The sequence below is a fragment of the Aliisedimentitalea sp. MJ-SS2 genome (assembly GCF_032586155.1).
Lineage (GTDB): Bacteria > Pseudomonadota > Alphaproteobacteria > Rhodobacterales > Rhodobacteraceae > JAWHTC01.
On sequence record NZ_JAWHTC010000001.1, the window covers coordinates 1,264,654 to 1,289,854 of the forward strand.

At 57.4% G+C, this 25,201-nt stretch carries 28 protein-coding genes and 1 tRNA gene; 12 read left to right on the forward strand and 17 right to left on the reverse strand.

From position 1 onward, the window contains the following. Nucleotide 1: 1 nt before the first annotated feature. From RXV86_RS06275 to RXV86_RS06285, 3 genes are all read right to left on the reverse strand, one after another. Entirely contained in the window at nucleotides 2-826 is an 825-nt protein-coding gene (locus tag RXV86_RS06275; RefSeq protein ID WP_316298346.1) for a lysophospholipid acyltransferase family protein, read from the reverse strand. Further along, nucleotides 826-1,599: a GNAT family N-acyltransferase gene (locus RXV86_RS06280; RefSeq protein ID WP_316298348.1), complete on the reverse strand. Its 774-nt coding sequence runs from the start codon at nucleotides 1,597-1,599 to the stop codon at nucleotides 826-828. The genes RXV86_RS06275 and RXV86_RS06280 overlap by 1 nt, the downstream gene beginning before the upstream one ends. Before the next feature lie 69 nt (nucleotides 1,600-1,668). Beyond that, the gene (locus RXV86_RS06285) at nucleotides 1,669-1,854 is read right to left on the reverse strand and encodes a DUF3553 domain-containing protein (protein WP_316298350.1); all 186 of its coding nucleotides are present in this window, start codon (nucleotides 1,852-1,854) and stop codon (nucleotides 1,669-1,671) included. Nucleotides 1,855-1,878: 24 nt separating this feature from the next. Here RXV86_RS06285 and RXV86_RS06290 point away from each other — a divergent pair, with 24 nt between their 5' ends. Then, nucleotides 1,879-2,478, forward strand: a complete 600-nt coding sequence (locus tag RXV86_RS06290) for a histidine phosphotransferase family protein (protein WP_316298352.1) — start codon at nucleotides 1,879-1,881, stop codon at nucleotides 2,476-2,478. Here the strand turns inward: RXV86_RS06290 and RXV86_RS06295 are convergent. The 10 genes from RXV86_RS06295 to RXV86_RS06340 form a co-directional block, all read right to left on the reverse strand. Further along, nucleotides 2,475-3,740, reverse strand: coding sequence for a glutamate-5-semialdehyde dehydrogenase (locus RXV86_RS06295; RefSeq protein WP_316298353.1), 1,266 nt, complete (start codon nucleotides 3,738-3,740; stop codon nucleotides 2,475-2,477). The two genes, RXV86_RS06290 and RXV86_RS06295, sit on opposite strands and share 4 nt — an antisense overlap. Nucleotides 3,741-3,826: 86 nt before the next feature. Next, on the reverse strand, nucleotides 3,827-4,933 hold the full coding sequence (gene proB, locus RXV86_RS06300) for a glutamate 5-kinase (protein ID WP_316298354.1): 1,107 nt from the start codon (nucleotides 4,931-4,933) through the stop codon (nucleotides 3,827-3,829). Further along, nucleotides 4,921-5,958 carry a GTPase ObgE gene (gene obgE / locus RXV86_RS06305; protein ID WP_316298356.1) on the reverse strand — a complete coding sequence of 346 codons (1,038 nt, stop codon included), beginning with the start codon at nucleotides 5,956-5,958 and terminating at the stop codon, nucleotides 4,921-4,923. Before obgE ends, proB begins: the two co-directional genes overlap by 13 nt. A 65-nt stretch (nucleotides 5,959-6,023) precedes the next feature. Further along, nucleotides 6,024-6,560 carry a GNAT family protein gene (locus RXV86_RS06310; RefSeq protein ID WP_316298357.1) on the reverse strand — a complete coding sequence of 179 codons (537 nt, stop codon included), beginning with the start codon at nucleotides 6,558-6,560 and terminating at the stop codon, nucleotides 6,024-6,026. Further along, nucleotides 6,557-7,165 (reverse strand): LysE family translocator, encoded by a 609-nt coding sequence (locus tag RXV86_RS06315; RefSeq protein ID WP_316298358.1) that lies wholly within the window; start codon nucleotides 7,163-7,165, stop codon nucleotides 6,557-6,559. The genes RXV86_RS06310 and RXV86_RS06315 overlap by 4 nt, the downstream gene beginning before the upstream one ends. A 78-nt stretch (nucleotides 7,166-7,243) precedes the next feature. Then, a complete protein-coding gene (gene rpmA, locus RXV86_RS06320; RefSeq protein WP_316298359.1) occupies nucleotides 7,244-7,513 on the reverse strand; it encodes a 50S ribosomal protein L27 in 270 nt (89 codons plus the stop codon). A gap of 21 nt (nucleotides 7,514-7,534) precedes the next feature. Beyond that, nucleotides 7,535-8,239 carry a 50S ribosomal protein L21 gene (locus RXV86_RS06325; RefSeq protein ID WP_316298361.1) on the reverse strand — a complete coding sequence of 235 codons (705 nt, stop codon included), beginning with the start codon at nucleotides 8,237-8,239 and terminating at the stop codon, nucleotides 7,535-7,537. 185 nt (nucleotides 8,240-8,424) lie between these two features. Then, nucleotides 8,425-8,763 (reverse strand): hypothetical protein, encoded by a 339-nt coding sequence (locus RXV86_RS06330; protein WP_316298363.1) that lies wholly within the window; start codon nucleotides 8,761-8,763, stop codon nucleotides 8,425-8,427. 58 nt (nucleotides 8,764-8,821) lie between these two features. Beyond that, nucleotides 8,822-9,691: a DUF2059 domain-containing protein gene (locus tag RXV86_RS06335; protein WP_316298365.1), complete on the reverse strand. Its 870-nt coding sequence runs from the start codon at nucleotides 9,689-9,691 to the stop codon at nucleotides 8,822-8,824. Beyond that, nucleotides 9,688-10,554 carry a DUF2059 domain-containing protein gene (locus RXV86_RS06340; RefSeq protein ID WP_316298367.1) on the reverse strand — a complete coding sequence of 289 codons (867 nt, stop codon included), beginning with the start codon at nucleotides 10,552-10,554 and terminating at the stop codon, nucleotides 9,688-9,690. The genes RXV86_RS06335 and RXV86_RS06340 overlap by 4 nt, the downstream gene beginning before the upstream one ends. Before the next feature lie 121 nt (nucleotides 10,555-10,675). Here RXV86_RS06340 and RXV86_RS06345 point away from each other — a divergent pair. The 7 genes from RXV86_RS06345 (at nucleotide 10,676) to RXV86_RS06375 (ending at nucleotide 15,817) form a co-directional block, all read left to right on the forward strand. Beyond that, nucleotides 10,676-10,765, forward strand: a tRNA-Ser gene (locus tag RXV86_RS06345). A gap of 786 nt (nucleotides 10,766-11,551) precedes the next feature. Then, nucleotides 11,552-11,905, forward strand: coding sequence for a hypothetical protein (locus tag RXV86_RS06350; protein WP_316298369.1), 354 nt, complete (start codon nucleotides 11,552-11,554; stop codon nucleotides 11,903-11,905). Between the two features lie 49 nt (nucleotides 11,906-11,954). Beyond that, complete coding sequence (locus RXV86_RS06355) at nucleotides 11,955-12,734, forward strand: hypothetical protein (RefSeq protein ID WP_316298371.1); 780 nt, start codon at nucleotides 11,955-11,957, stop codon at nucleotides 12,732-12,734. An 84-nt stretch (nucleotides 12,735-12,818) separates the two neighbouring features. Next, nucleotides 12,819-14,018 (forward strand): DUF1611 domain-containing protein, encoded by a 1,200-nt coding sequence (locus RXV86_RS06360; RefSeq protein ID WP_316298373.1) that lies wholly within the window; start codon nucleotides 12,819-12,821, stop codon nucleotides 14,016-14,018. Nucleotides 14,019-14,035: 17 nt separating this feature from the next. Then, a complete protein-coding gene (locus RXV86_RS06365) occupies nucleotides 14,036-15,136 on the forward strand; it encodes an alanine racemase (protein WP_316298374.1) in 1,101 nt (366 codons plus the stop codon). A gap of 50 nt (nucleotides 15,137-15,186) precedes the next feature. Continuing rightward, nucleotides 15,187-15,423 carry a hypothetical protein gene (locus RXV86_RS06370; RefSeq protein WP_316298376.1) on the forward strand — a complete coding sequence of 79 codons (237 nt, stop codon included), beginning with the start codon at nucleotides 15,187-15,189 and terminating at the stop codon, nucleotides 15,421-15,423. A 112-nt stretch (nucleotides 15,424-15,535) separates the two neighbouring features. Next, nucleotides 15,536-15,817, forward strand: a complete 282-nt coding sequence (locus RXV86_RS06375; protein ID WP_316298377.1) for a hypothetical protein — start codon at nucleotides 15,536-15,538, stop codon at nucleotides 15,815-15,817. A 287-nt stretch (nucleotides 15,818-16,104) separates the two neighbouring features. Here the strand turns inward: RXV86_RS06375 and RXV86_RS06380 are convergent, their stop codons facing one another. Beyond that, nucleotides 16,105-16,578, reverse strand: coding sequence for a GFA family protein (locus tag RXV86_RS06380; RefSeq protein ID WP_316298378.1), 474 nt, complete (start codon nucleotides 16,576-16,578; stop codon nucleotides 16,105-16,107). Nucleotides 16,579-16,583: 5 nt separating this feature from the next. After that, a complete protein-coding gene (locus RXV86_RS06385) occupies nucleotides 16,584-16,877 on the reverse strand; it encodes a hypothetical protein (protein WP_316298379.1) in 294 nt (97 codons plus the stop codon). A 417-nt stretch (nucleotides 16,878-17,294) separates the two neighbouring features. On the opposite strand from RXV86_RS06385, the gene RXV86_RS06390 reads away from it, so the two are divergent. The 3 genes from RXV86_RS06390 (at nucleotide 17,295) to RXV86_RS06400 (ending at nucleotide 22,107) form a co-directional block, all read left to right on the forward strand. Beyond that, entirely contained in the window at nucleotides 17,295-18,203 is a 909-nt protein-coding gene (locus RXV86_RS06390; protein ID WP_316298380.1) for a LysR family transcriptional regulator, read from the forward strand. 1,222 nt (nucleotides 18,204-19,425) lie between these two features. After that, nucleotides 19,426-21,093: an ABC transporter substrate-binding protein gene (locus tag RXV86_RS06395; protein WP_316298382.1), complete on the forward strand. Its 1,668-nt coding sequence runs from the start codon at nucleotides 19,426-19,428 to the stop codon at nucleotides 21,091-21,093. 12 nt (nucleotides 21,094-21,105) lie between these two features. Continuing rightward, nucleotides 21,106-22,107: a sterol desaturase family protein gene (locus tag RXV86_RS06400; RefSeq protein ID WP_316298383.1), complete on the forward strand. Its 1,002-nt coding sequence runs from the start codon at nucleotides 21,106-21,108 to the stop codon at nucleotides 22,105-22,107. A gap of 96 nt (nucleotides 22,108-22,203) precedes the next feature. Here the strand turns inward: RXV86_RS06400 and RXV86_RS06405 are convergent, their stop codons facing one another. Next, entirely contained in the window at nucleotides 22,204-23,130 is a 927-nt protein-coding gene (locus RXV86_RS06405) for a LysR substrate-binding domain-containing protein (protein ID WP_316298385.1), read from the reverse strand. A gap of 165 nt (nucleotides 23,131-23,295) precedes the next feature. Here RXV86_RS06405 and RXV86_RS06410 point away from each other — a divergent pair, with 165 nt between their 5' ends. Beyond that, entirely contained in the window at nucleotides 23,296-23,994 is a 699-nt protein-coding gene (locus tag RXV86_RS06410; RefSeq protein ID WP_316298387.1) for a dimethylsulfonioproprionate lyase family protein, read from the forward strand. A 507-nt stretch (nucleotides 23,995-24,501) separates the two neighbouring features. Here the strand turns inward: RXV86_RS06410 and RXV86_RS06415 are convergent. Continuing rightward, nucleotides 24,502-25,201 (reverse strand): methyltransferase domain-containing protein (locus RXV86_RS06415; protein WP_316298390.1); only part of this gene is annotated, 700 nt, incomplete at its 5' end.

Sequence of the window (25,201 nt, forward strand, 5' to 3'; positions counted from 1 at the left end):
TTCAGCCCGCCACCTCCCGTTCCATCCCCGCCCGCACAGCCGCTTCACAGGCTGCCGCCAGCGGTTTGCGACCGGTAAAATCATCCACCTTCAGCGGGTCGTGATAGATCACCGTCACCGATCCCTGTCGGCGCGCGCAAAGCACCTGCCACAGATGCGGCGCAAAATCCATTTCGCCCCACCAGCCATAAAACCGCGGCTCCTGGTCTTCGGGCGCGCGATAAACCACCGTCACCGGCTGGATGTAAACCTCGTGCTCCAGATGTGGTGAGAAAAACGCCTGAAATAGCGTTGGTTTGAAAGGTAAAACCCGTTTTCCATCCGTCGAAGTCCCCTCAGGGAAAAACAACAGCTTATGGCCCGCCAACAGCCGACTTTCGAACACCGCCTGCTGTGCCTTGGCCTCGCGCGGATTTCGGTTGATGAACACCGTGCCGGTCGCCTTGGCCAGCCAACCGATCCCGGGCCACTTCGCCACCTCGGATTTCGACACGAAATAGGCCCGTTTGCGGGCATTGAGCACGAAAATGTCCAGCCACGAGCCATGATTGGCAACCACCGTGCCGTGCAGATCCATCCGCTTGCCCTTCGCGTGATAGGCTATCCCCATAACCTTGAGCGTCCCGGCGCAGACGCCCTGCGGAATCCACGGTGTCCAGGGTCGGTGCAGCCCATAGATGGGCCGCTCGACCAGCCGCACCAGGATCAACACAAACAGCCCACCAAAGATCAGAACAACCAGGGTCAACCCCTTGATTAGCCCGCGCAGACGGTCGATTAGACCGAACTCGGGCTTCTCCGGATATTCCCCCTCTTCCCACAGCATCACACGCCACGCCCCCGGTAAATACTGCGGCTCTTGGCATTCATCTTCGCGGTATCCATGACCAGGCAAATGTCGGTGGTGTTGAAATCGTGATCGATAAAGGCCCCTTCACCCACAACACCGCCCAATCGCAGATAGGCCTTGATCAATGCCGGCACCTGCAGCATCGCCGCCCGGCGGTCCAAATCCGCCTCATGCACCAAGTCCATCGGCTGAAACACCTTCGAGCGCACCCGCAGCCCCTCGGGCGCCAAGTGGCGATGGTGCAGCAAGGACATAGGGTGTGCCAGCGCCTGAACGTCGGTGCCATGAAAGCTGGCAACGCCAAACAGGACCTCGACACCGTGTTCGGCAACGTAATCCGCCAGCCCGTTCCATAGGTGATACATTGCTGCCCCACCACGATACTCCGGCAGCAAACACGACCTGCCCAACTCCAACAGGATTCGGCCACTGGCGACCAGTGGTGCCAGGTCATATTCATCCGCCGAATAGAATTGCCCGGCGGCCTTTGCATGATGACTCTGCATCAACCGATACACCCCCACCACTGGTCCCGCCGTGCGGGTATGATCCAACAACAGCAAGTGATCGGAATGATCGTCAAACCGGTCCCGCTCCAGCCGCGCGTCGTGATCGACCATCGCGCCGGTGCTGCCCAGCTCCTCGACAAAAACGGCATAGCGCAGCCTCTGGGCCGCCCGCACATCCTGCGCGCTTTGCGCCAACCGCACCTCGAATTGCGGCTCTGCCTTATCCCCATGCTCTGCCATGGCGCGGTTTTAAGCCGCTTCACTCCCCCGCGCAAGAAAGGTTAAATCCCGTTAACCTTTTGATAACTTTCAGCCGTCATCAAAGACGGGAAGCAGCGCGATGCGCGTCCCGTCGATCACCACCTTGCCCACCTCCGGGAAGTTCGCAGTGATCTTGCCGCCGATGTTGGATTGTACCTGTCCGGTGCCCCAATCCGGTTGATCAGGGTGGCGCACACGCATGCCGGGTGTCAGTATCGTGTTGACGTTATCCATATATCCTCAAGACCGGAGTCGAAGATGACCCAATCCCCCCTTACGATTGCCACGCTTGTCGGCTCGCGTATCTGCCACGACCTGATAAGCCCGGTCGGCGCCATTCACAACGGGATCGAGCTGATCTCGATCGCCGGCCCCATCGACAGCCCCGAACTGACTCTGATCGCCGACAGCGTGACCAATGCCGCGTCCCGGATCAAGTTCTTTCGCGTCGCCTTCGGCAACACGGTAGGCGAACAGATGGTCGGTGCCCCTGAGGCCGCCAAGACCGCAGCCGATGCCTTCGCCGGAGGGCGTTCCGCAGTCAACTGGCAAGCCAATGGCGATCTGCCCCGCGCCGAGGTGCAGGCCGCCTATCTCGCCGTTCTCTGCATCGAAAGCGCGTTGCACCGCGGCGGCACCATCACGGTAACTGGTGACGATCATGGCATACGCGTGACCGGAGAAGGCGGCCGGGTCGCCTGCGAACCCGAGCTCTGGCAGCCGCTGGCTACCGGCGAAGTCCCCGAAGGGCTTCGGCCGGCGCATGTGCAGTTCGCCCTGCTAGTCATGGCGGTGGCCGAACTTGGCCGCACGCTTTCCACCGCAACCCGCGAAACCGACGTGTCGATTTCCTTTTAGGCGCGCACCGTCCCGTCCCCTTCAACGATATATTTGAAGCTCGTCAGTTGTGCCGCACCCACTGGCCCGCGAGCATGCATCTTGCCGGTAGCAATACCGATTTCCGCGCCCATGCCGAACTCGCCGCCATCCGCAAACTGTGTCGAGGCATTACGCATCAGGATCGCAGAATCGAGCCGTTCAAAGAACCGCGCGGCGCTGGCGTCATCCTCGGTGATGATGCAATCCGTGTGATCCGAACCGTATTGCCGGATATGGGCAATTGCGCCATCCACGTCCGGAACGACCTTCGCCGCGATATCCATATCGAGGTATTCCCGGCCCCAGTCGTTCTGGCTGGCGGCCACGGTGCCCTTGATCTTCTTCAGGGTTTCGTCGGCATGCACCGTCACCCCGGCGTCGATTAACGCCCGGATTACGCCCTGCCCCACGGTATCCACCACGCTTTCATGCACCAGCAGACATTCGGCGGCGCCACAAATGCCGGTGCGACGCGTCTTGGCATTCATCACCACATTGAGCGCCTTGACCGGATCGGCAGCGGCATCGAGATAGACATGTACGATGCCTTCGAGATGAGCAAAGACCGGCACCCGCGCCTCGCGCTGTACGAGGCCCACCAATCCCTTGCCTCCACGCGGCACGATCACGTCGATATAATCGGTCATGGTTAAGAGTTCCTTAACCGCCTCGCGATCCCGCGTCGGCACCAATTGGATTGCGTTTTCAGGCAAGCCTGCGGATTTCAGCCCGTCCACCAGGCAGGAATGGATCGCACCCGCGGAATGGAAGCTTTCCGAACCACCGCGCAGGATCACCGCATTTCCCGATTTAAGGCACAGCGCCCCTGCATCCGCCGTCACGTTGGGGCGGCTTTCATAGATCACCCCGATCACGCCAAGCGGCGTGCGCACCCGCTTGATATGCAGTCCCGTCGGCCGATCCCATTCGGCCATGACCTCGCCCACCGGATCTGGCTGTTCGGCCACGGCGCGCAAACCATCAACCATACCCTGAATGCGGTCCTCGTCCAGCATCAACCGGTCCATCATCGCCGGGCTCAACCCCTTGTCCGCGCCATAAGCGAGGTCTTTTTTGTTGGCCTCGATAATCTCGGCACGCCGGGCCCAGACAGCCTCGGCGGCACCAACCAACGCGGCGTGCTTGCGTTCGGCACTGGCAAAACCCAGCTCGGCAGCAGCGGCCTTGGCCTCTGCACCAAGCTTCTGCATCACCGTGTGAATCTCCGTGTTCTCAGCCATGTTTTCAACTCCTCGTCGGTCGTATTGACCCGTCTTGCACAATTTCGACCCTTGTAGGGTGCGCATTCATGCGCACCGTGATCCACTCACAGCGCCATATCGTCCCGATGGATCAGCGCGGCGCGCCCTGGATAGCCCAAACAGCCCTCAATTTCTTCGCTGCGCCGCCCTTTGATCTTGTTCGCCTCGGCAGATGTATAGCGGCTCAGCCCCTGGCCGAGCTTGTGGCCGTGATCATCGAGGATCTCTACCGGGTCGCCCCTGCCAAAAGCCCCTGTCACCATCGCCACGCCCGCCGGCAACAACGAGGTGCCGCGTTTCAATGCCCGTGCAGCCCCGGCATCGACGCTGATCGCGCCTTTGGGTTTCATTGACGCGATCCAGCGTTTGCGCGCCACATGCGGGTCCCCCTGCGCCAGGAACCATGTTGCCGGCGCACCATTTTCCAGCGCCTTCAGGGGATTAAGCGGCATACCTTCGGTGATCGCCATGGCGCAGCCAGCGCTGGTCGCGGTCTTCCCGGCCATCAGCTTGGTCTTCATCCCTCCCTTGGAAAGACCGGATCCGGCATCGCCCGCCATCGCCTCGATCTCGGGGGTGATGCGTTCGATTACGTCATAGCGTTTGGCATTCGTGTCCTCGGTGGGATTGGCCGAATAGAACCCGTCGACGTCGCTGAGAAGGATCAACTGATCGGCCTCAACCGTCACCGCCACCTGCGCGGCCAGCCGGTCATTGTCTCCGTATCGGATTTCATCGGTCGCCACGGTGTCGTTTTCATTGACGATCGGCACCACGCCCAGCCGCAACAGTTGTTCCAGCGTCGCCCGGGAATTGAGATACCGCCGCCGATCCGCTGAATCCTCAAGCGTCACCAGAACCTGCGCCGTGGTGATCCCGTAAGGCGCCAGGGCCTCTTCATAAGCCCGTGCCAACCGGATTTGTCCGACGGCAGCCGCCGCCTGCGCCTGCTCCAGTGGCAATTCCACCATCGGAAGGCCCAGCACACCACGACCAAGGGCAATCGAGCCAGAGGAGACGAGAACCACGTCCTTGCCCATCTGCTTGAGCCAGGCCACATCCGTTGCCAGGGATTTCAACCAGTCCGCCTTGAATCCACCGCTTTCCTTGTCGACCAGAAGCGCCGAGCCGATCTTGATCACCAGACGTTTTGCATCTGTCACGGACGCCACGGTTGCGCCTCCTCCCCGGCCTGTTTGAAACGCAGCCGGTCATCTTCGATCTCGCCGCGTACGGCGCGCAGAACTTCGGTCAGACCTTCGCGCGACACGCCCGACATTGCCAATACCGGCCCTCCACAGGCCTCCTGCAGCTCAGCCATGGCCTCTTCGCGGGCGTCCTCGTCCAGCGCGTCAACCTTGTTCAGCGCCGTCACCCGCGGTTTGTCGGCCAGATGGCCGCCATAAGCCTCAAGCTCACCAATGATGGTGTGGTAATCCTCGGCAATCGTCTCGCTGGTGCCGTCCACCAGATGCAGCAGCACCGAACAGCGCTCCACGTGACCCAGGAACCGATCCCCGATCCCCTTGCCCTCATGCGCCCCGGCTATCAGGCCCGGAATATCGGCTATCACGAACTCTGCCCCATCGACGCCGACAACCCCGAGATTGGGATGCAGCGTGGTAAATGGATAATCGGCGATCTTGGGCCGCGCATTCGACGTGGCTGCCAGGAAGGTCGACTTGCCCGCATTTGGCAGGCCCAAAAGCCCCGCGTCGGCAATCAGTTTCAGCCGCAGCCACAGGGTCCGGTCTACTCCCTCAAGGCCCGGATTAGCCCTGCGCGGGGCCTGGTTGGTGGCTGATTTGAAATGCAAGTTACCGAACCCGCCATTGCCGCCCTTGGCCAGCAAAACCCGCTGCCCCACTTCGGTAATGTCGGCGATTACCGTTTCCTGGTCCTCGTCCAGAATCTCGGTCCCCACCGGCACGCGCAGAACGATGTCATCACCATCCTTGCCGGTGCGCTGCTTACCCATGCCGGGCACCCCGTTCTTGGCAAAGAAATGTTGCTGATAGCGGAAATCGATCAGCGTGTTCAGCCCCTCGACCGCCTCGGCCCAGACATCACCGCCGCGGCCGCCATCGCCGCCATCGGGGCCACCGTATTCGATGTACTTTTCACGCCGGAAGCTGATGCACCCGTTACCGCCCGCACCCGAGCGAATGTAAACCTTGGCCAGATCGAGAAATTTCATGTCGTCCTCTTAGGCCTGCGGCCCGGTCATCGCAACCGTAGGGTGGGCAATCTGCCCACCCAGGGTCAACATTTCAAACTATAGGTCCAGGTGGGCACGTTTGCAGCGCGCGCCACCGAATGAGTTTCCGCATCGCCCAGGTACTGGAACCCCTGGTTGGTCAGCACCCGCGCCGACGCCGGGTTGTCCTGAAAAACGCTGGCAAAGATCGTGTCACAGCCCTGAGGGTTGGCCTCGATCATCGCGGCAACCGCCTCTTGCGCTAACCCCGCGTTCCAAAATGCCGGTGCCACCCAATAGCCGATTTCGGACTGTTTGAGGTCAATCCGCTTGAGACCGATGATCCCCATGACCTCATGGCCCTGTGACTTGGACCCATCCATCGCCCAGACATCCTCGATCCGGTCTTCGGATTGGGCCCTTCGGATGAAATCCTCGCTCGCTCCGGGCGGCATCGGGTGCGGTATGGCCGTGGTATTCTTGGCCACGCGTGCGTTACCGCCATAAAGCTCGATCAACCCCTGATCCGAGGCCCGAAGGGGACGCAGATCGAAACGCTCGGTTTCAATGACCGGCTGATTTATTACTTTTTCCAACATCATAGCGCTTTTTCTCCTCCAAAAAGCACGAACAGGACAGACGCAACCGTCAATGACGCCAACGTCCACATCAAGTATTTCTCGGCCGGCGTACCAGCCACGAGATGAGCGATCCGGTCTCCTCCAAAAGTCCAGATCGGGTGCAGGATCAACTGCAATGACAACAAGCAAATGGCAATGGTCGCCGTCGCCTGCAAGACCGGAGTGCCGGGACTCACGAAACTGGTAAATCCCGTGACAATCATCGCCCAGGCCTTGGGGTTCAGCGGGTGCACCAGCAGCCCGGCCAGAAACCCGGGTGCGTCGTCTGCATGTCCGCCGGGTTTCAATTCCAGGTTCGCCACTTTCCAAGCCAACCAGCAGATATAGGCGACACAAGCCCATTTTAGCGCAGTGAACAACCACGGCACGCTTTCTGCCAGCCCCATAAGGCCGAAACCGATGGGCCAGATGATGAGCTGTTTGCCAAGTGCCACGCCGGCCACGAACGGCAGTGCGGCGCGGAAACCAAACCGCGCGCCTGTCGCCATCAATGCCATGTTCGCCGGGCCGGGGGTACCGACCTGGGACGCGCCAAAGGCAAGAAATGAAACGACTGCGACAGCCACGTTCGGCTACTCCTGAAATAAGAAAGGGGACCGGCTTTCCAGCCGATCCCCCTATATTCTCATAACCTTAAGGTCGGCTTATTCTGCGGCCTCCGCCACTGGAAGGACCGAAATAAAGGTGCGGCCCTTGAGGCCCTTGTGGAACTTCACGTTGCCGTCGGCGGTTGCAAAGATGGTGTGATCTTTGCCCATGCCAACGCCTTCGCCCGGCCACATCTTGGTGCCGCGCTGACGCAGGATGATGTTGCCCGGGATGACCGCTTCGCCACCGTATTTCTTGACGCCAAGGCGACGACCGGCTGAGTCGCGGCCGTTGCGGGAGCTACCGCCAGCTTTCTTGTGTGCCATATCGCTTCTCCTATTCCGGTCTTACTTAGCCAGTTCTTTGGCTTGTTCAACCCAGCCTTCGCGCTCGATGCGACCTTTGAAGCTGAGTTTCTCGTCCATAGCAGCAATATCGTCTGCTTTCCATGCCGCAATTTGCGCGAAGGTGGTGACACCCGCTTCATGCAGCTTCTTCTCCAGCGCCGGACCAACACCCGACAGCTGTTTCAGATCGTCGCCGCCTTCGGCCTTGGCAGCTTTCTTGGGGGCGGCTTTCTTGGCCTCGGCTTTCGGCTCGGCCTTCTTGGCCTCGGCTTTCGGCTCGGCCTTCTTGGCCTCTTTCTTCGGAGCGGCTTTCTTCGGTGCAGCAGCGGCAACAGCCACCGCGGCAACCGAGCCTGCTCCCACAGCAGCCTTCACGCCGGTCTTGTCTGCGCCCTTCTCAAGGATCTCGGTGATCTTGAGCATGGTCAACTGCTGACGGTGGCCTTTGGTGCGCTTGGAGCCGTGCTTCCGGCGACGCTTGACAAAGTGGATCACCTTGTCGCCCTTGAACTGGTCGACGATCTCGGCCTGAACAGCGGCGCCGTCCACCAGAGGGGCGCCCACGACAACCTTGTCGCCACCCAGCATCAGAATTTCGTTGAATTGAACGGTTTCACCCGCTTCCGCTGCAAGCTTTTCAACCGCGAGCGTGTCGCCCGATTGAACCTTGTATTGCTTGCCGCCGGTCTTCATGACTGCGAACATGCGCGTCTTCCTTTTGGTTTCCGCGTTCTGTGGCCGCCCCTTTGGGGTGTTACCGGGTTATCCCGCCTCGAACAGCGCGCCCATCGGGGCGTCATTAAAAACATCAACCGGCCGCAGGTTGCCCCGCGCCCGGATGCGGGCTTATCTTCCGATGTGGATAACAAGTCAAGGGGGATTGCCCCATTTTACGCGCCTTTCTTTTCACCCTGCATCTTGCAGGTCTGGCGGGCTGTGACGCCGGTCATCTGGGCAACCCGCTGACCCTGCCGGTGCGGGCCGTCGGCAATGCGGTCCAGAACACGAGCTACGACGCCCGACGGAGCCAGGCCTCCTCTTACGTCCGGCAACACCACACAATCCTGATCGACGAAATTACCAGCGGCGGCGGCCCGCATGTCACGGCGGCCTGCGACCTCGTGCGTATTCCGGCCAATCGGCGCCCGGTTTTCTTGCGGCAAGTGGCACGGGACATCGCCCTTTACCGCCACGATCCCGAAGCCCTGACCGTCGCTTTCATGGTGCACGGCCCATAACCGCCACCTGGTTTTCGTTGAATGACCGTGCCCCGCCGAACCCTGCGCCCTACAGGTCCTCGCCTTTCATCTGCATCGCCACCGCCAGCCCAAGGGCGTAGCTCAGATCGGCATACATCGCGTCGAACCCGGCAAACAGCGCCCGGTTCAGCGCCTTACCGGCTTCAGTTTTCGACAGGGATACATAGGCCTCGATATCTTCATCGCTCAACTCGTCATAGGCCATCATCAGATAGGCCATTAGCCATTCGCCGGTATCGCTGCGGATCTCGGCTTCCTGGCTCCAGACCTCGGCCAGCATCTCCTCTTCGCTCATCTCCGAAGCGCCGCCATCAACCAGCCCGCGGTAGAACCGCAAGCTTGCCGTCAGCCCGCCCGCCACGTTGAAATCGACCAGGGCATTGGCCTCAATGTAGGATCGGAGCAGCGCCAGCCGCACCGACTGGTCATCGCCCTCGCCCGCTGCCGCGTTCGCCTCTGCCCGACGAAATGCCTCTCGGGCGGCTTCCTCTGTGGCCCCGTCGAGAAAGGCCCGGCGCGCCAGGATTTCCCGGGCAACGATCCGTTTGCCGCGCTCCGAGCGGAAAAACTCCAGGATCGCCGGAAGATGTTCCGGAGGCAGTTCCGTTTTCAGTCCGGTCAGAACCGATACCTGCATCTTGGGCACATCGTAAATCCGCGCCACGACGGCGGCCCAGCTGGCCCCGCCACCGTCGGGCAGAAACTCGACCCCCAGATCCGCCCCATAGCTCAGCCCCTCGTCATGCATGATGACAAGCAGCTCCGGGATTCCAAGCGCGCGGTTCAGCGCCTCATAGTCGGCTTCTGCCGCCATGGCACGCGCCGGAACCAGTGACACAAACGCCAGGCAAGACAGAGCCAGCCCGACAAGCACGGCGCGCCGTGTTCGCTGGATCAAAGCTCTTCCCCCCGATCCATCCCCGCCATTCGGACCGCCAAAGCCTCGAAACGGTTGGCCATGACCTCCCACTGGATCGCATTCATCAGTACGTAAACCTGCTTCATCCGTTCATCTTCCAGCGCCTCGGTATAGGTCCGCACCTCGTCGGTCGAGAAGCCGCGATAGGTGTGCGCCGATGTTGCCAGCCCCGAGGCTGCCATCCGCGCCTTCATCTCCTCCTCATCCTCTTTGAGCATTGCCCGCAATTCCTCTTCGTCCAGCCGCAACCGGACAACCCCGGCTTCGACCGCCGCCATCAGGAAGCGGAACTGGATTTCCTGCACCGCGCGTACGCTCATGCCCGAACTGTCAATCGCATCATTCATCCGCTCGAACAGCGCCAGCCGGTCGGGATCCTCCTGGCGCATCGTCTCAAGCAAAGCTTCGCCAGCCTTGCGCCTGCCCTCATCATCTTCATCCATGTGGCTGGCATTCTCGACTTCGACCAGCCGCAGACCCAGCGGCGAGGCGTAAAAGGCAGCAGCGTGGGTCAGCAATTCTTCGCTCAGCGCCTTTTCCAGGATGTCCAGCGCCATGCCATGCATCAGATTTCGGTCGAATACCTCTTCCGCGGCCTGTGTCCACTGGTAGCCGAACTCTTCGGCCCTGAGGCCGAGCATTGTCGGTGCGTCTTCGGCCGCCAGCGCAATCGAATCGAGCGCCACGTCAAACCCTGTGACCTGCAGGAATGCCTCGACCCGGTCGCGGTCGGCGGCATTGGCTCGGTTTGCCATGTAGAATGCACCGACCAGTGCACACATCAGCGCAAAAACCCCCGCCAGAAATGGTGAAAACCCTCTGTGAATGGCCCTATGAGGCATGGATATCTCCCTGTTGCGCACGGCTTGTCTATGAACCTAATCCTTTTGCATCTCAAAACAATGCAAAACGGCCCTTGCAAGGGGCGCCAAAGCCGATTAAACGCAGGCTCCAGACCCCCGCGGAGAGGTGCCGGAGTGGTCGAACGGGGCGGTCTCGAAAACCGTTGTGGGTGCAAGCCCACCCAGGGTTCGAATCCCTGTCTCTCCGCCACTAAACTCTCTATTTGATTGATTTTAAAATATTATTATATCCAGGACGCCATAAGGGACACCAACCGAACGGCATCCGCTGGGAGTTACTCAAAGGCCAAAACGACAAGTGCTGCCTTGCGCGACAAGGTCCGCTCACGGTCCAAACCGGACCTTGGAGCTAGTTGCAGCGAACGGCCGGTATGAGCCCTCTTCACCAAATACCTTCGTTGCAGCGAATGTCGGTTTCCGGGCGGCATAGTATACAGGCAAAATCGTTCGTGAAGGCTTTCTGACCTTCACTCTTTTCAAGGGTATCGGTGATCTCAAGAAACATCGAGAGATTCACCAACGTTGCAGTTCCGACGCTAAGAGACTATGTAACGGGTACTAAAGTTGTGATTTTCTGTCGCGCAGGCGCATTGCTCTGCCAGAGCGGATCACAATTTCTACCATGAAAATTCATCTGTCACGTCCCCTGGTAGGGGTCTGATTTGTGCGAAGGTTGTTGGTGCGATCACCACGACCACATCTCTTGTGACGTTTGTTCGTCCGTTTGTGGTGACCTGAATGACGGGTGAGCTATCACCAAGAAACTGTGTGTTCTTTGCACAAGGTGAGCTTCTGCAAAGCTGAGGCTTACGGACTGCCGGCAGGCGCGCAATGCAACTGTTGGAAAAATGGGACATCGGCGCGAACTGCGACCAGTGTCACTCACTGAGACCTAATAATGGCCCTGTCGGAAGAATAGGCCAGAGAGAAAACAAAAAATAGTGCGGCGGCGCTTTCTCCGTCAAAGGATCAAAAAATGACTTTTCCAGAATGGACGAAACCTGGCGCCTACGGTGCCGTGGGTGGTGCAATTGTTGCGAGTGTACTTGGGTTTACGTGGGGCGGATGGACAACCGCTGGCAACGCGCAGGATATGGCGCAGGCCCTTGCGACGGAACAAGTGACCATGGCGATGGTCCCGGTTTGTTTGAATGCCTCGGCTGCGGATCCGGAGCGCGCCGCAAAGCTGGCAACCCTTAAGGACACGTCTTCTTTCAATCGCCGCAAGGCCATGATGGACACGGGATGGGCGACGTTCCCAGGCTCCGAAAAGCCCAACCGCGATCTTGCGGTGGCATGTATCGAGGGGCTTGAACTCGATGGATCATAAACCGGACTTGGGGATACCTGCACCCCAATCTCCATGTAAGTTCCGAGTGTTGATCGACACGCAAATGGTCATGTGGCTGCTTGCTGGATCAATTTGTTTTCTATTGCTGGCCACATGGCCCGCCCACGCACAAACGACATCACAGCCAATACCGGAGAATGCCAGTGCCAAAAGCTATGGTGACGGGTGGGAATGTGACATTGGATTCCGTCTCAACAGAGATGTTTGCGCAGCCATTATTGTGCCACACAACGCGTACGAGACCAAACGCAGATATGGTTCGGGATGGGAATGCCTGCATGGTTTTCGCAAGAGTGAAGCGACTGCCTGTATTGCAGTGTTTGTCCCTGAGGGTGGATTTTTGGATCCATCAGGTAAACGGTGGCACTGCCTGCGGGGTTTTGCAAAAGTCGACGACACCTGTCAGAAGATCGTCTTGCCCGCGAACGCCTATCTGGCTGACACAGTGTATGGATCGAAATGGATTTGTAGTCGCGGCTATGAAGCCAGAGATGACGGCTGCGCCGCCATTGCGGTCCCCGCGAACGCCTATCTGAACTCAACAGGTTATGGGCAGCCGTGGACATGTGAGCGTGGTTTCTTTCAACAGGATGGCCAGTGCGAGACCGTCGTTATCCCTGCAAATGCATACTTCGACGATGCAACCTACGGCACAGGGTGGAAGTGCGAGCGTGGGTATGCTGCCGCTGGCCAGGCGTGCGAGTTGATAGACATTCCAGAAAACGCGCATTTGGACAGGTCAGGAAACCGCTGGGAATGCCACAGAAACTTCCAGAAGTCGAAGGGCCAATGCGTTCTCAATAACTAAGCAGAAATTGCCGCAAACCCATCTTCAGCATGCGCAGGTGAAGACAGTGATGTCTTCTGCGCCGATCATCAAAAAGGAAATACATTGGAAACCGAACTAAAAACCGTCGACACCCTCCGCCGTCCCGTAAGAGGGGCTCAAGCGCCTCCGAGCCTCCAGAATGAACCCACACACGCGACTTCAAACAGGCAAGTTGCATCTTCATCATCGGCGATTGTCTATTGCGAAGGCAACTTTGCCAAAATCGATGGCAAGACTGCGAACGGTCTTGTGCGTCACTCCGAGGCGTATCGCATCCTTTCCGTCATCGACAGCACCTATGGTGGCCGGGACAGTGGGTTGGTTCTCGATGATGTGACGAACGACATACCGATCTTTGGCGGGCTGGAGGCCGCTGTCGCTCATGAATCTTTCATTCCCGATGCACTTATTTATGGGATGGCCCCCTCAACCGGGCGGCTCTCGCCTGCGGACCGCAACGTTGTTCTGGAAGCGGTCGGACTTGGCATGAACATCGTGAGCGGGCTGCACGAATACTTGAGCGATGACAGTGAAATTGCCAACGCCGCATCCGAACGGAATGTCACCATCCGCGACATCCGCAAACCCAAGCTCAGCAAAGACATGCGGCTGTTTGATGGTAGCGTCAGAGGGGTCAAAGCTTTGCGTATTGCGATTCTCGGGACGGATTGCGCCATTGGAAAACGGACAACAGCGACCGTCTTGGCGCGTGCGTTAAACGCCAAAGGCATCAAGACGGTTCTTGTCGGTACGGGTCAGACCGGTTTGATGCAGGGCGCGAAGTACGGTGTTGCAATGGACGCCGTGCCGCCCCAGTTTGGCTGTGGTGAGCTTGAAGGTGCGATTGTCGCCGCGTCTGAGGCTGAACACCCCGATGTTATCCTGATCGAAGGTCAAGGCGCGCTGAGCCATCCAGCGTTTTGCACATCCGCATTCATTCTGCGTGGCAGTCAACCGGATGCCGTCATCCTTCAGCATGCCCCCAAACGCCCCCATCGCTGCGATTTTCCCAGCATGCCAATGCCCACGCCGGAAAGCGAGATTGTCCTTATCGAGGTGTTTGCCGACACCAAGGTCATCGGGGTCACACTCAATCACGAAAGAATGACCGACGCCGAAATCACCGGCACCATCAAAGCGCAATCACACAAACTTGGTCTGCCTGTGACGGATGCGCTCAGCCGACCGGCAGCACATTTGCTTGATATGGTCGTTGCCGCTTTTCCTGGCTTGAAGCAAGGGTCACCGATGGCCGCCATATGAGTTGCCCTCGCATAGAAGTGGATCTGAGCAAGATCCGTCACAACACACGGATGGTTGCACGGGGTCTGAACAGGCGCGGCATCGCTGTCACCGGCGTAACCAAGGCTGTTTGCGGGCATCCTGCCATCGCCCGGGCCATGCTGGATGGCGGTGCCGAAGGTCTTGCAGATGCGCGTCTCAGCAATGTGGAGAGGTTACGCAAAGCGGGCGTAACATGCCCAATTACGTTGATCCGGACGCCGATGTTGAGCCAGGCCGATCGGGTCGTCCATTTCTGTGACGCGAGCTACAATACGGAGATTGCTGTCATTGCTGCCCTGGCCGCTGCCGCGATCCGCAAAGGTACGGTTCACGGAATTATCCTGATGGTTGAGATGGGGGACCAACGCGAAGGAGTATTGCCCGAGAACTTGGGCACATGTGCTCAGCAAGTCGTGAAAATGCCTGGTGTTGCGTTGAAAGGCATCGGTGCAAACTTTGCCTGCTTCAGTGGCCTGGCGCCCAATGGGTCCCAAATGCTGGCTCTTTCCAACATTGCGACTGATATTGAGGGGCAGTGCGGCCCCGTCTTTCAAACCGTGTCTGGCGGCAATTCCGCAAACCTGCCTTGGGCGTTGTCAGCGCAATCTACTGGGCGCATCGACGATCTCAGGCTGGGAGAAGCAATACTTCTGGGCGTTGATCCGCTGTCCGGAGATCGGATAGGCGAGATGCACACCGATGCCTTTACGCTTGTCGCCGAAGTTATCGAGACGGGCAAAAAGCCTGCGGCTACGCCTGTCGCCTTTGTCAATCCGACCTTGGCAAAACTTCACATTGTTTCGCGCGCTGATGAGATCAAGCGTCTTATCCTCGCCATAGGGCGTCAGGACACGGACATTTCAGGGCTTTCAATGCCTGATGGAAGTATACTGATGGGTGCGACCAGTGATCATCTTGTCATTGAAACCAACCATCCAACGCTGAGGTTGGGCTCCGAAATGAGATTTCAGATGAACTACACAGCGTTGATGCATGCGATGGCCGCGCCCGACATTGCAACAAAGCTGCTTGATGACAGGTCATCAAGGTCGTCGCCACCCCCCCAAGGCAAGGCCGAACACTTGACGCTGGTCTGAAAGACCTCGACCGACCTTACCGGCCTAAAACAAAGATAGGAGATTGAACGATGACCAAGCTAACCAAAGTATCAGTGTTCAAAGCGTACGATTCCAAACCGGAAACGGCGATGGACAAAACGACACGTATCGCCAGGAAATTGATCGACGACGAAGCCGAACAACGGCAGGTTAAGATGACCCGCCTGCGCAACGCCCGCCTCGAAAGAGAAGCGAACACACCGCCCAAAACCACCGAAACTGCTGCGCGCAAAACACGTCGATCCAAGGCCGCCAAAACGAGATGAAAGAGCATCGCTGGTTTGGCGCCATCCTGGCCACAGTTAACGTAGTCGAGTGCGAACCATACCAGATCTGGCCTAGCATCCCGATCGACCCGGTCCTTTTGAGGCAGAACCCATGACGAACTCAAACGAGAGCACGGTAAAAGTTCACTATATTTGCCAAACATATGTGGAAAAGGATTCGGGGCGTGATGGACAAGCAGACCTGAAAATCGCCAAGCAATTCGAATACTTCACAGCATCAGAGGCACAAAACAGAGCTGAAAGGGAAGTATTGGCCGAAGATTGCGCGGGCGCCGACGCCTACATGATCAGCGAGGATCCAAACAGTGGAGAAATTGGAACGCCAAGCTTCCTTGTAAGGCTGGGCGGTGTCCCGGAAATTGATGATTTCTGAAATCTGCAAATGCCCTGAACCGGACCGGTATCGGCGTAGGTTCTTCCACGATCCAGGACGTGTGCACTAGAAAACCGGTCATTGGTTCGATTGCAGCGAATAGGCGCTTTGTCCGCTTAGCTGACGTTAGTGATGTGTGCGGCTAACGGCTGCTATGCGGGACGAAACTGCCATCCGCCGCAACTGCTCCAACGGCTGCTTTGCGGGTTTAGCGAATGTGGCGATAAACTCCAGCAGCGAAGAGCGGATTACCACTAGGCGCTCGAAGCTGACCCTAGGTTTCGTGTTCACTTTCCGAACACAGCGTCCAATCGCGCATATGCATCCTCCGGCCAAACATCTTTGAAGTCATAGAAGTCTTCGAAGATTGGAATATCGGTATTCAGTGGTACCCATGGTTGCTTGCTTGATGTGAAAATTTGCACGTCTGGTGGATACAATTCAGGCTCGTTCAATGTCCCAACACGGATGTATTTCAACTTGCCCAGCCGAACCAAATAGCTACTGAACACCGCCGTTCCGCAGTTGGCGCATCTCGTGATGACTTGGCCCTTACCACTTGGAGTTTGAAGCGTGTGCTGGGTTGAATCTCCGGTCCATGTGACACGATCCGCTTCGATTATGGCGTTTAGCACATAGGCTGAACCGGTTTGCCTTTGGCACTCCTTGCAGTGACAGCAGTGCACAAACATGGGTTCGGATGACAGCCTGTAGACCAATTGACCGCATCCACAGGCCCCCGAGAGTTCATTGGTTTCCATCGGGGTCACTCGACGAGTTCATAATGTTTGATCGTGCGTGACTCTACCAGTTCCGCCTCTGCCGGGTCGATATGTGGCGTTTGATAATCGTTGCCCACGAACGCCTTGAGCGCGGCGAGGTCCTTCCAGATCATCACGAAGCTGAATTCCCGCGGACTGTCTGGGCGCGGTGCACCTGGCAACACCTGAACAATCCCGTCCGTGCCTTTCATCAGGGGGATTGCTGTGTTGTGAAAGAACTCGCCAAACTCTTGTTCTTTGCCTTCACGCGTGACCACCTGAAAAATCCGCATAATCATGCTGTACCCTTCCCTTTGGTTGGGTTCTCGTTTGCATAGCGCCTTAAAAATCAACCAATACCACATAATTGCTTGATTGTCGCATTGGCGCATTGAGCCGAAACCGCTTCCTGGCCTTCGCCTCTGCGGCGCTCAGCCATTTGTCGGATTAGGACCCGAAAATATGCTCCTTAACGCATCAAGCATCTGTCTGCGAATTTCGTTCCGAAATCCATAATCTGCCCTGATGCGATGTAAGTGCCCGTCAATATCGTCCCGCCCGAGTTCCTGCCGTTCGTCGAGTTGGTCCAGGTAGTGTGCTGCATCAAACATTTCGTCCTCCATCGTGTTCGAGGTCAGACTAGTTGCATTGCCATTTCTGAATAATACTGAAAATTCACCATTGTTAATTCCAATATTTGGAATAAAGTGCAGCGCATGGAAATTTTGCGCGCCATGAACGTGGCGGCGACGGTTGCCCGACTAGGCAGTTTCTCCGGCGCCGCAAACATTTTGCGAATGTCACCGCCGACGGTTACCCGACTGGTGGGCGAGCTTGAGCAAGAGCTCGAAATTCGGATCTTCAACCGGACCACCCGGTCCGTTTCCCTGACGGTAGAAGGCCAGCATCTTATTCAAAAGAGCCTGGCAATCCTTGAGGAAGTGGAAGAGCTGCGAGCCTTTTCACAGGAACAGTCTGAACAGGCATCGGGCCGTCTTGTCATCAGTGCACCAATGGTATTTGGCAACGAAGTCATCGCGCCTGTGCTGCCGAAATTCCTAATGAAACACCCCAAGATCACTATCGACTTTCGGATCAGCAATGAGTTCGTGAATCTGGTAGAAGATCATATAGACGTGGCAATCCGTCTTGGGGTGGGCCAGCTAACCGACAGTTCATTGATCTCAACACGTGTTGCCGAGCACCGGCTACATTTCTATGCCAGCCCGGACTACCTTGCGCGATGTGGCACGCCAGTGGACTTGGATCACCTGAAGACCCACAAATGCATCTCGCTTGTCACTGGTAGCTGGGGCCGCGTTCATCAACTTGAGGGACCCAACGGACCCTTGAACTATCGGTTACCAGAGGATTTCGTAGTGAATTCATACCGAGCGCAGCTGCATGCTGCCATAGCGGGGTACGGTTGTGCTTACATGCATGATGTCGTCGCAGCGGACGCCTTGTCGTCAGGCAAATTGGTGAAGATCCTTCCGCAATACGGCTCCGTCCCGCAAGGCATATATGCAGTTTACCCTCATCGCCGGTTTCTTGCCTCGCGGGTGCGGGTGTTGGTCGATTTCCTCAAATCAACACTTCGGCAATCTTCCTTCGCGCCTACCTAAGAGCACATAGCCAGCCAAAGAACGGTCAAGCCAAGCGCCTGCTTTTTCGAATGTAATTGGTTCTTTCAAAATGGAGAGGACGCTAATGATACCGTTGCCCGAAAAATCGTCATAGAGTGACTATTGCGGATATTGGCCGTTCTGCGTGATCAGCTCTAGCGGGCACAACCGGGCTTCGCCGGACAACCTCAACAAGCCCAACCCGGAAGCACCAACCAAAGTGAATGGCGGGAATAAGGTCGTTCTCTTTCCGTCGATGTAGCACATTATCGGTGATTGCTTAACAAGCGGACACTCGTGCAACTCGCAGCATTGCGCACATTGGGCTCGAAGCCGGCCTTCGCTGCAACTTTTACGAAGGTCTGCTATGTGAGCAGAGCCGTCCTTGGCAAAGACGCTCAACCGAAAGCTAAATTGACCAAATCGAGCGAACCATCAACAAGAGTTGCCAGAACGAAAACCAATCCAGAAAGGTCAGATATTCTGACTTTTACCTTCGAATAGTGACGCTGTGAAAATTTGACTACCCGCCGCCGGTCCCCGAAATTTGGCCCGGCGATTTAACACCCCCCTCCCCGCCCTTGAACGAAACGAGCAAAGGAATCCACAATCGGCAAACGGGAAGCGAGTGAATATCTTCGCAATAGAACTACGTTCTTCCTGGTCCTCTTCCAAAAGGAATTGGAACCCTTGGAACCCCTTTCCCATTCTTTCTTAAGAATTTTGATTACATACGTGCAAACTGGATAAGGGTTCCAAGGGTTCCAAATGCGTTGATCAAGGCCAGTTTTGGGCCTTTCCCGAAAGATCTCAGGCGTCAGAGCGACGTCCTAAGGCTTTTCCGAACCGGTCATCCGACAAAGAGCCTCAGATGACGACGATGTGCCCATTCTTAAACTTGTTGAAACCCGCAGCATCTGTCACGGATGGCGGATTCCGGACTTTCTCTGCAGGCGCGAACCAATCAAACTTCAAAGTCGAAAGCCGACATCCAAATTCGCATGAACGCGAGGTATTCTCTGTACTGCCGTAGGGCAGCTCAGAGCCCAAAGCTCCAAATGCTGCACAGAGTTCTATTGTCTGCATTGCTCTTTGTTAAGCTCGCTATCTCCCGATTTGGTGACAATCATTGGTTAAAGATACTTTATGATCTCCCAATGACTTTCAGTTCTCCCAGGCTCTGTTCAAGGCCTACCATCGTAACAGATCACGGGAGGAAACCATGAAATTCTACAAATCCGGCAGCGACACACTGCCAGCACGCATCGAAAACTCAGCCTTGGTACAAGGCCCGCAAAAAGACGATGTCAGCCGCCGCGAGTTTCTCGCCATGGCGACGACCTTCGGGGCGACAACGGCGACCGCCTATGCCATGCTGGGCATGAACGCGCCCGCCTTGGCGTCGGAAACACCCAAGGCCGGCGGCACGATCCGGATCGGTATGGTTGTTCGGGCAGGGAAAGACCCCCGGTCCTATGATGACAGTCCGCAAGCCAATATCAGCCGGGGTTGGCTGGAATATCTGGTGCGTTACACGCATGCATTTACCTTCGAGCCGATGCTGTTGGAAAGCTGGGAAATCAGCGAGGATGCGAAAACCTACATTCTGAACGTTCGCCCCGGCGTGACGTGGCACAATGGCGATAAGCTGACGGCTGAACTCGTCGCCTACAACATTGCCCGCTGGTGCGAAAAGGATGTTGAGGGCAACTCGATGGCCGGTCGGTTCGGCACGCTGATTGATGCCGAGACCGGCAAGGCTGCGGACGGCACCATCGAGGTGGTCGATGACATGACCGTACGGTTGAACCTGCCCAACCCCGATATCACGTTGATTGCCGGTATGGCGGATTATCCGGCGGCCGTCGTGCATCCCGGCGCAGGCAGTGCCGATCCGTTCCTCGCGCCGATGGGCACGGGCCCCTACACTTTGGAAAGCCATGAGGTTGGTGTGAAGGCCGTTCTGGTGCGCAAGGAAGGGCACGCATGGTGGAACGAAGGCAACGGAGCCTATCTGGATCGGATCGAATACATTGATGTCGGCACCGACCCGACAATCATCGTGGCATCTTATGAAGCTGAAGAGATCGACGCAAACTATGAATCCAGCGGCGACTTTGTGGCGGTACTGACCGGATTGGGGCTGGAACAGAACGAGGCGGTCACGGCGGCAACCATCGTTCTGCGGACCAATCAGTTCACCGAAGTGAACGGTCAAAAACCCTATGCCGATGCGCGCGTGCGAAGGGCACTCTCGATGGCCGTTGACAACAACGTCTTGCTTGAACTGGGCGTCAACGGGTTGGGCATTGCGGCGCAGAACCACCATGTCTGTCCGATTCATCCCGAGTATGCCGAGGTGGACCGGCTTCCGCATGATCCTGCGGGCGCCATGGCCCTTCTGAAAGAGGCCGGGATGGAAGACTATGAGCACGATCTGATCTCGATCGATGATGACTGGCGCAAGAACACCACCGATGCTATGGCGGCCCAGCTGCGCGATGCGGGCATCAAGGTCAAGCGTACCGTCATACCCGGCGCATCCTTCTGGAATGACTGGGCAAAGTTCCCGTTCAGCTCGACCAACTGGAACATGCGCCCGCTGGGCGTTCAGATCCTGGCGCTGGCCTATCGCTCCGGCGAGGCATGGAATGAAACGGGGTTCGACAATGCCGAGTTCGATGGCCTTCTGGCGGAAGCGCTGGCCACCCCGGACGCGGACAAACGCCGTGGCATCATGGCCAGGCTTGAGGCCATCATGCTCGAAGAAGGCGTTGTGACACAGCCGTATTGGCGCTCGCTTTACAATCACAACCGTCCGCACGTGAAGGGAATGGGCATGCACCCGACCTTTGAAATTCACATGGATAAGATCTGGTTGGACGGATAAGGGGGAACGCGCATGTCGGCCAGGGATGAGCAGCTGAAAGCAGGCCCAAGCAAGGAATGGAATTGGCATCCGGACCTGCCTGTTGCTGTCACACCGCTGTTTTCCTGGCCGCCAAGGCCGCTGGCAACACTCCGGTGGTTTGCAATCAACTGGTTGCCGATCACCGAATACCTGATCTACGCGCTGATGGCCTGGGCCATCTGGGCGTGGCTGGTGCCACCCTTGGAGCAGATGCAACGCTTGAGCTGGGGATGGGTTTTGCAGCTTTGGGCGCGCAACCTAAGCCTGATGATCATTTTTGCCCAGGGGCTGCACCTGTGGCTTTACGGGTGGAAGAAGCAGGGCGACGATTACAAGTTCGACCGGCGCGGACCGGCCAAGAATGCGCGCATCTTCCTGTGGAATGATCAATACTGGGACAATGTCACCTACGCGCTCCTATCTGGCGTGACGGTCTGGACGTTCTATGATGCCATCGTTTGGATGGGATATGCCAATGGCTGGGCACCGATGATCACGGCCCAGAGCAATCCGATCTGGTTCTTTGCCCTGTTCCTGTTGTTGCCTGTTGTGCAGTCTTTCCATTTCTACTGGCTGCACCGCGCCTTGCACATCCCATGGATCTACAAGCGCGTGCATTCGGTGCATCACCGCAGTGTTTCAGTTGCACCGTGGTCAGGCTTTTCCATGCACCCGATCGAGCATGTCGGCTACATGTCTCTGCTGCTGATCTTCCTGGTTCTTCCCGCGCATCCGATCCACTTCCTCTTCATCGGATATTCCTTGGCGCTTGCTTCAGCCACGTCGCATGCAGGTTTTGAAAACCTGGTGCTGGGGGACAAGGCCCACCTGAAGATCGGGTCGTTCTACCACCAACTGCACCACCGGTATTTCGAATGCAATTATGGCGGCCCGGAAATGCCGTGGGACAACTGGTTCGGCAGCTTTCACGATGGCAGCCCGGAAGCGACGGAACGTGTGCGCGAAACCAAGAGACGCATGCAGGTGAAATGAGTGCTTGATGACAGCTCAGGGCGCGAGGACCCTGAGCTGGAGCGCGCTGACCGGCAGTCTCTGCCCGGTGGCCGGTGACACCGATCCTTTGCCATCTCAGGCGGAGGTTTGTGTGGTTCTGACTGTTGGGTCAGAACCCATCTCTGCGATCAGCCATTCCACGAAAAGGGCAACACTCGGGTCAGGTTTGCCCTCTTTTTTCGTCGCGACATACCACGGCAAAGGCTCGGGCACACTCTGCGTGAAGGGCTTGATCAGGCGACCACTGGCCAAATCACGATCAACGAAGGGTGCGCGCGCGATGCCGACCCCTTTGCCATTCAGCACCGCCTCGCGGACCAGAGGATAGTGATCGAAAACCGGCCCGTAGGCCATGGTTTCGGGGTTCAGACCCACGCGGCGCAACCAGCAGTCCCAATCAGCCACATTCCCGGTGTTTGGAACAGACAGAAGATCGGCTGTTTCCAGCAAGGCCAGGTCAGCCGGACCCGTTTCCGCCCCCGCCCAGTCTGGTGCGCAAACCGGGAAGATGTCGGTTTCAAACAGGAATCGATAGTCATACCTGGGATCAAAGGGCGGCGCGTTGAAAACACCGACATCGAAGCGGTGAATGTCATAATTTCCGTCCTCAAAAGAAGAGATGATGCGCACCCTGATCGTTGGATTGTCCTGCAGGAAATCAGCAAGCCTGGGCTGCAACCACATCGTGTTAAAGCTGTTATAGGACTGCACACGCAGAACATTCGCCTCATCAGGCGCTTGCAGGCGCTGCGTTGCGTCCACGATTCCCTGGATGTGTTCGCGGATCGATGGATAGTATTGCGCCCCAGCCGGGGTAAGTTCCACCGACCGGCTGCTTCTGACGAAAAGCTGGATGCCGACAGCTTGTTCCAGTGTTTTGATCTGATGGCTGACGGCGGCGTGGGTAACATGCAACTCGTCAGCCGCCTTTCGAAAGCTTCTGAAACGCGCAACAGCTTCAAAAGCACGAAGAGACGTAAGGGTGGGAATGCGCGTTGCCAAGTATTGATCCCTTCAGAGTGAAGCGCGAGGTCAGCCGAAAAACACCTCAGCAAACGGTAAATATCTTTTGCCGGTGAAACAATTCATTTCACTACTCAACACGTGGCCAAGCGGACAGTCTGTCTGAAGAATAACAGCCGAAATATCCGACCCATCAGGATCAACATGTCTGGTACGAACACAGAAAAATCCTTGCGCATCCATGCGCTCGTGCATGCGATCATGCGGTTTTTCGAGGCCAACCGTGCGCGCGCAACGGGCATTGATCAGGTGTTGGAGAAGATGCGGGCCATGGACCTGTCATTGGGGGCCACCGTGGATGTCCTGCCATGCGATACGCGCCATGCTCCGGTTTTGACCGAAGCGGTCGAAGACATCACCGCCCCGGACTTGCACGACATAGCCAGCTGCCTCAAAGACGCCCGACACGATCTGGTCTGGCGTGAAGACAACGCGCAATTCTACGCGCCGGATGCCGATCTTGGCGACGGGTATCGCAATTGCAACCTGCACAGCCTGCTCATCGGTCCGAACGCCTGTGGATTTGAAGCGCAAGACTTCTGCCTTGGCTTCTTCCTGCTGGGGCCACGCACGCTCTACCGCGATCATGCCCATGACGCGCCTGAGCTTTATGTAAACCTCTCCCCCCGCTCGGGATGGAGGCTGTCGTCCAAGGGCTGGCAAGACTACGAGGCAGGAACGATCATCTGGAATGGGCCTGGAGAACCCCATGCCACATGTGCGTACGACCGCCCCTTTCTGTCTGTTTTTGTCTGGTTGGAAAACATCGATTCCATTTGCCGAGTCGTTCCGTTCCCGGACTGGGTAGAGATAGAAGACAGGCTGTGCCGGAGCGAATTTTAGCACCACAAGCGGACATTGGCTTGGATTTGGTGGATGGCTGCAATAGTCCGCATTGCAGTAGTCAGCCTAATCAAGATCGTGCAGGCGCAGCGAATGTCTCCTTCGACGGGCCGCAGCGCAGCACGGCGGCGGTCCACTGAACGACGGCTCAGGGCCGATCAAACCCGTCGCAACACCTCTTTGGGCCCGACTTTGCAAAGGTCACTATCTGCGCATATCCGCCCCTGATGACGGTTGCAGCATTGATGTTCTGGTCACACGGGCTGTGAATGGCTGCTTTTGACAATCCCAACCAAAGATTGCGCACCCGCAGAGAATGGCTGTAATCCGCCCTCCCTGCGGCGGGAGTGGGAATCGAGCAGCTTCGCGGATCGTGTCCGCTTTGGGCTGTCTCCAGTCACTTGTAGGCACCCCGACGCCGGTCCTGGGCGCGATCAGCTCGCCGAGCACCCAAATGGCGGCTAGGAGCCCAATGCAGCCTTCGGCAAAGGCATCGCGTTACAAATTTCACACTTCCTTTTCCGCGCTGAATATGAACCGATTGAGTGAAAACATGAACTCGCCGGCTTCATCAGTTCCGCGCTGGTCGGCCTCCCATTCGACCCAATCCCCTTCGGTGAATTCATTTGATGCCGCCATCATAGACTTAATAAAGCCCGCCGTTTGCTGAGCATATGTTTCCGGATCCATCTCCCAATTTAGGACAGCAAAACTGCGCCTTTTGGTGACGGTGAATCCAGCGTTGCGCAAACGGCGTGATAGCGTTCTCGGAACAGAAGGATCGGCATAGGGTCCCGTTAGCATCGCAATTGCCCTTTTCATAAGGTCTTGGTTGCGGCAGTTCCAGATCAGGGACTCCCAGTCGGTATCCAAGATGACCACGCGGCCGCCTGGTTTCACAACGCGATACATCTCCTCGACGGCCCTGTCCGGTTCATGAACGAAACAAAACAGCTGCGCGGCGGTGACGGCGTCAAATACGCCATCTTCAAAAGGGAGATCCGTCGCACTCCCAAGCGCGAATTCTCCACCCGGACAAAGACCCTGCGCCATAGCGATCATCTGCGGAGAGGTGTCCACGCCACAAACGCGACCCTCGGGGCCTACGACCTCTTTCATCTCCTTGGCGATGAGCCTCCCCATCTGAACTGGTCCACCGCTATGTTTAGGAAACGGAGGACCGAGAATGGCGAACAAGCGACCGAAG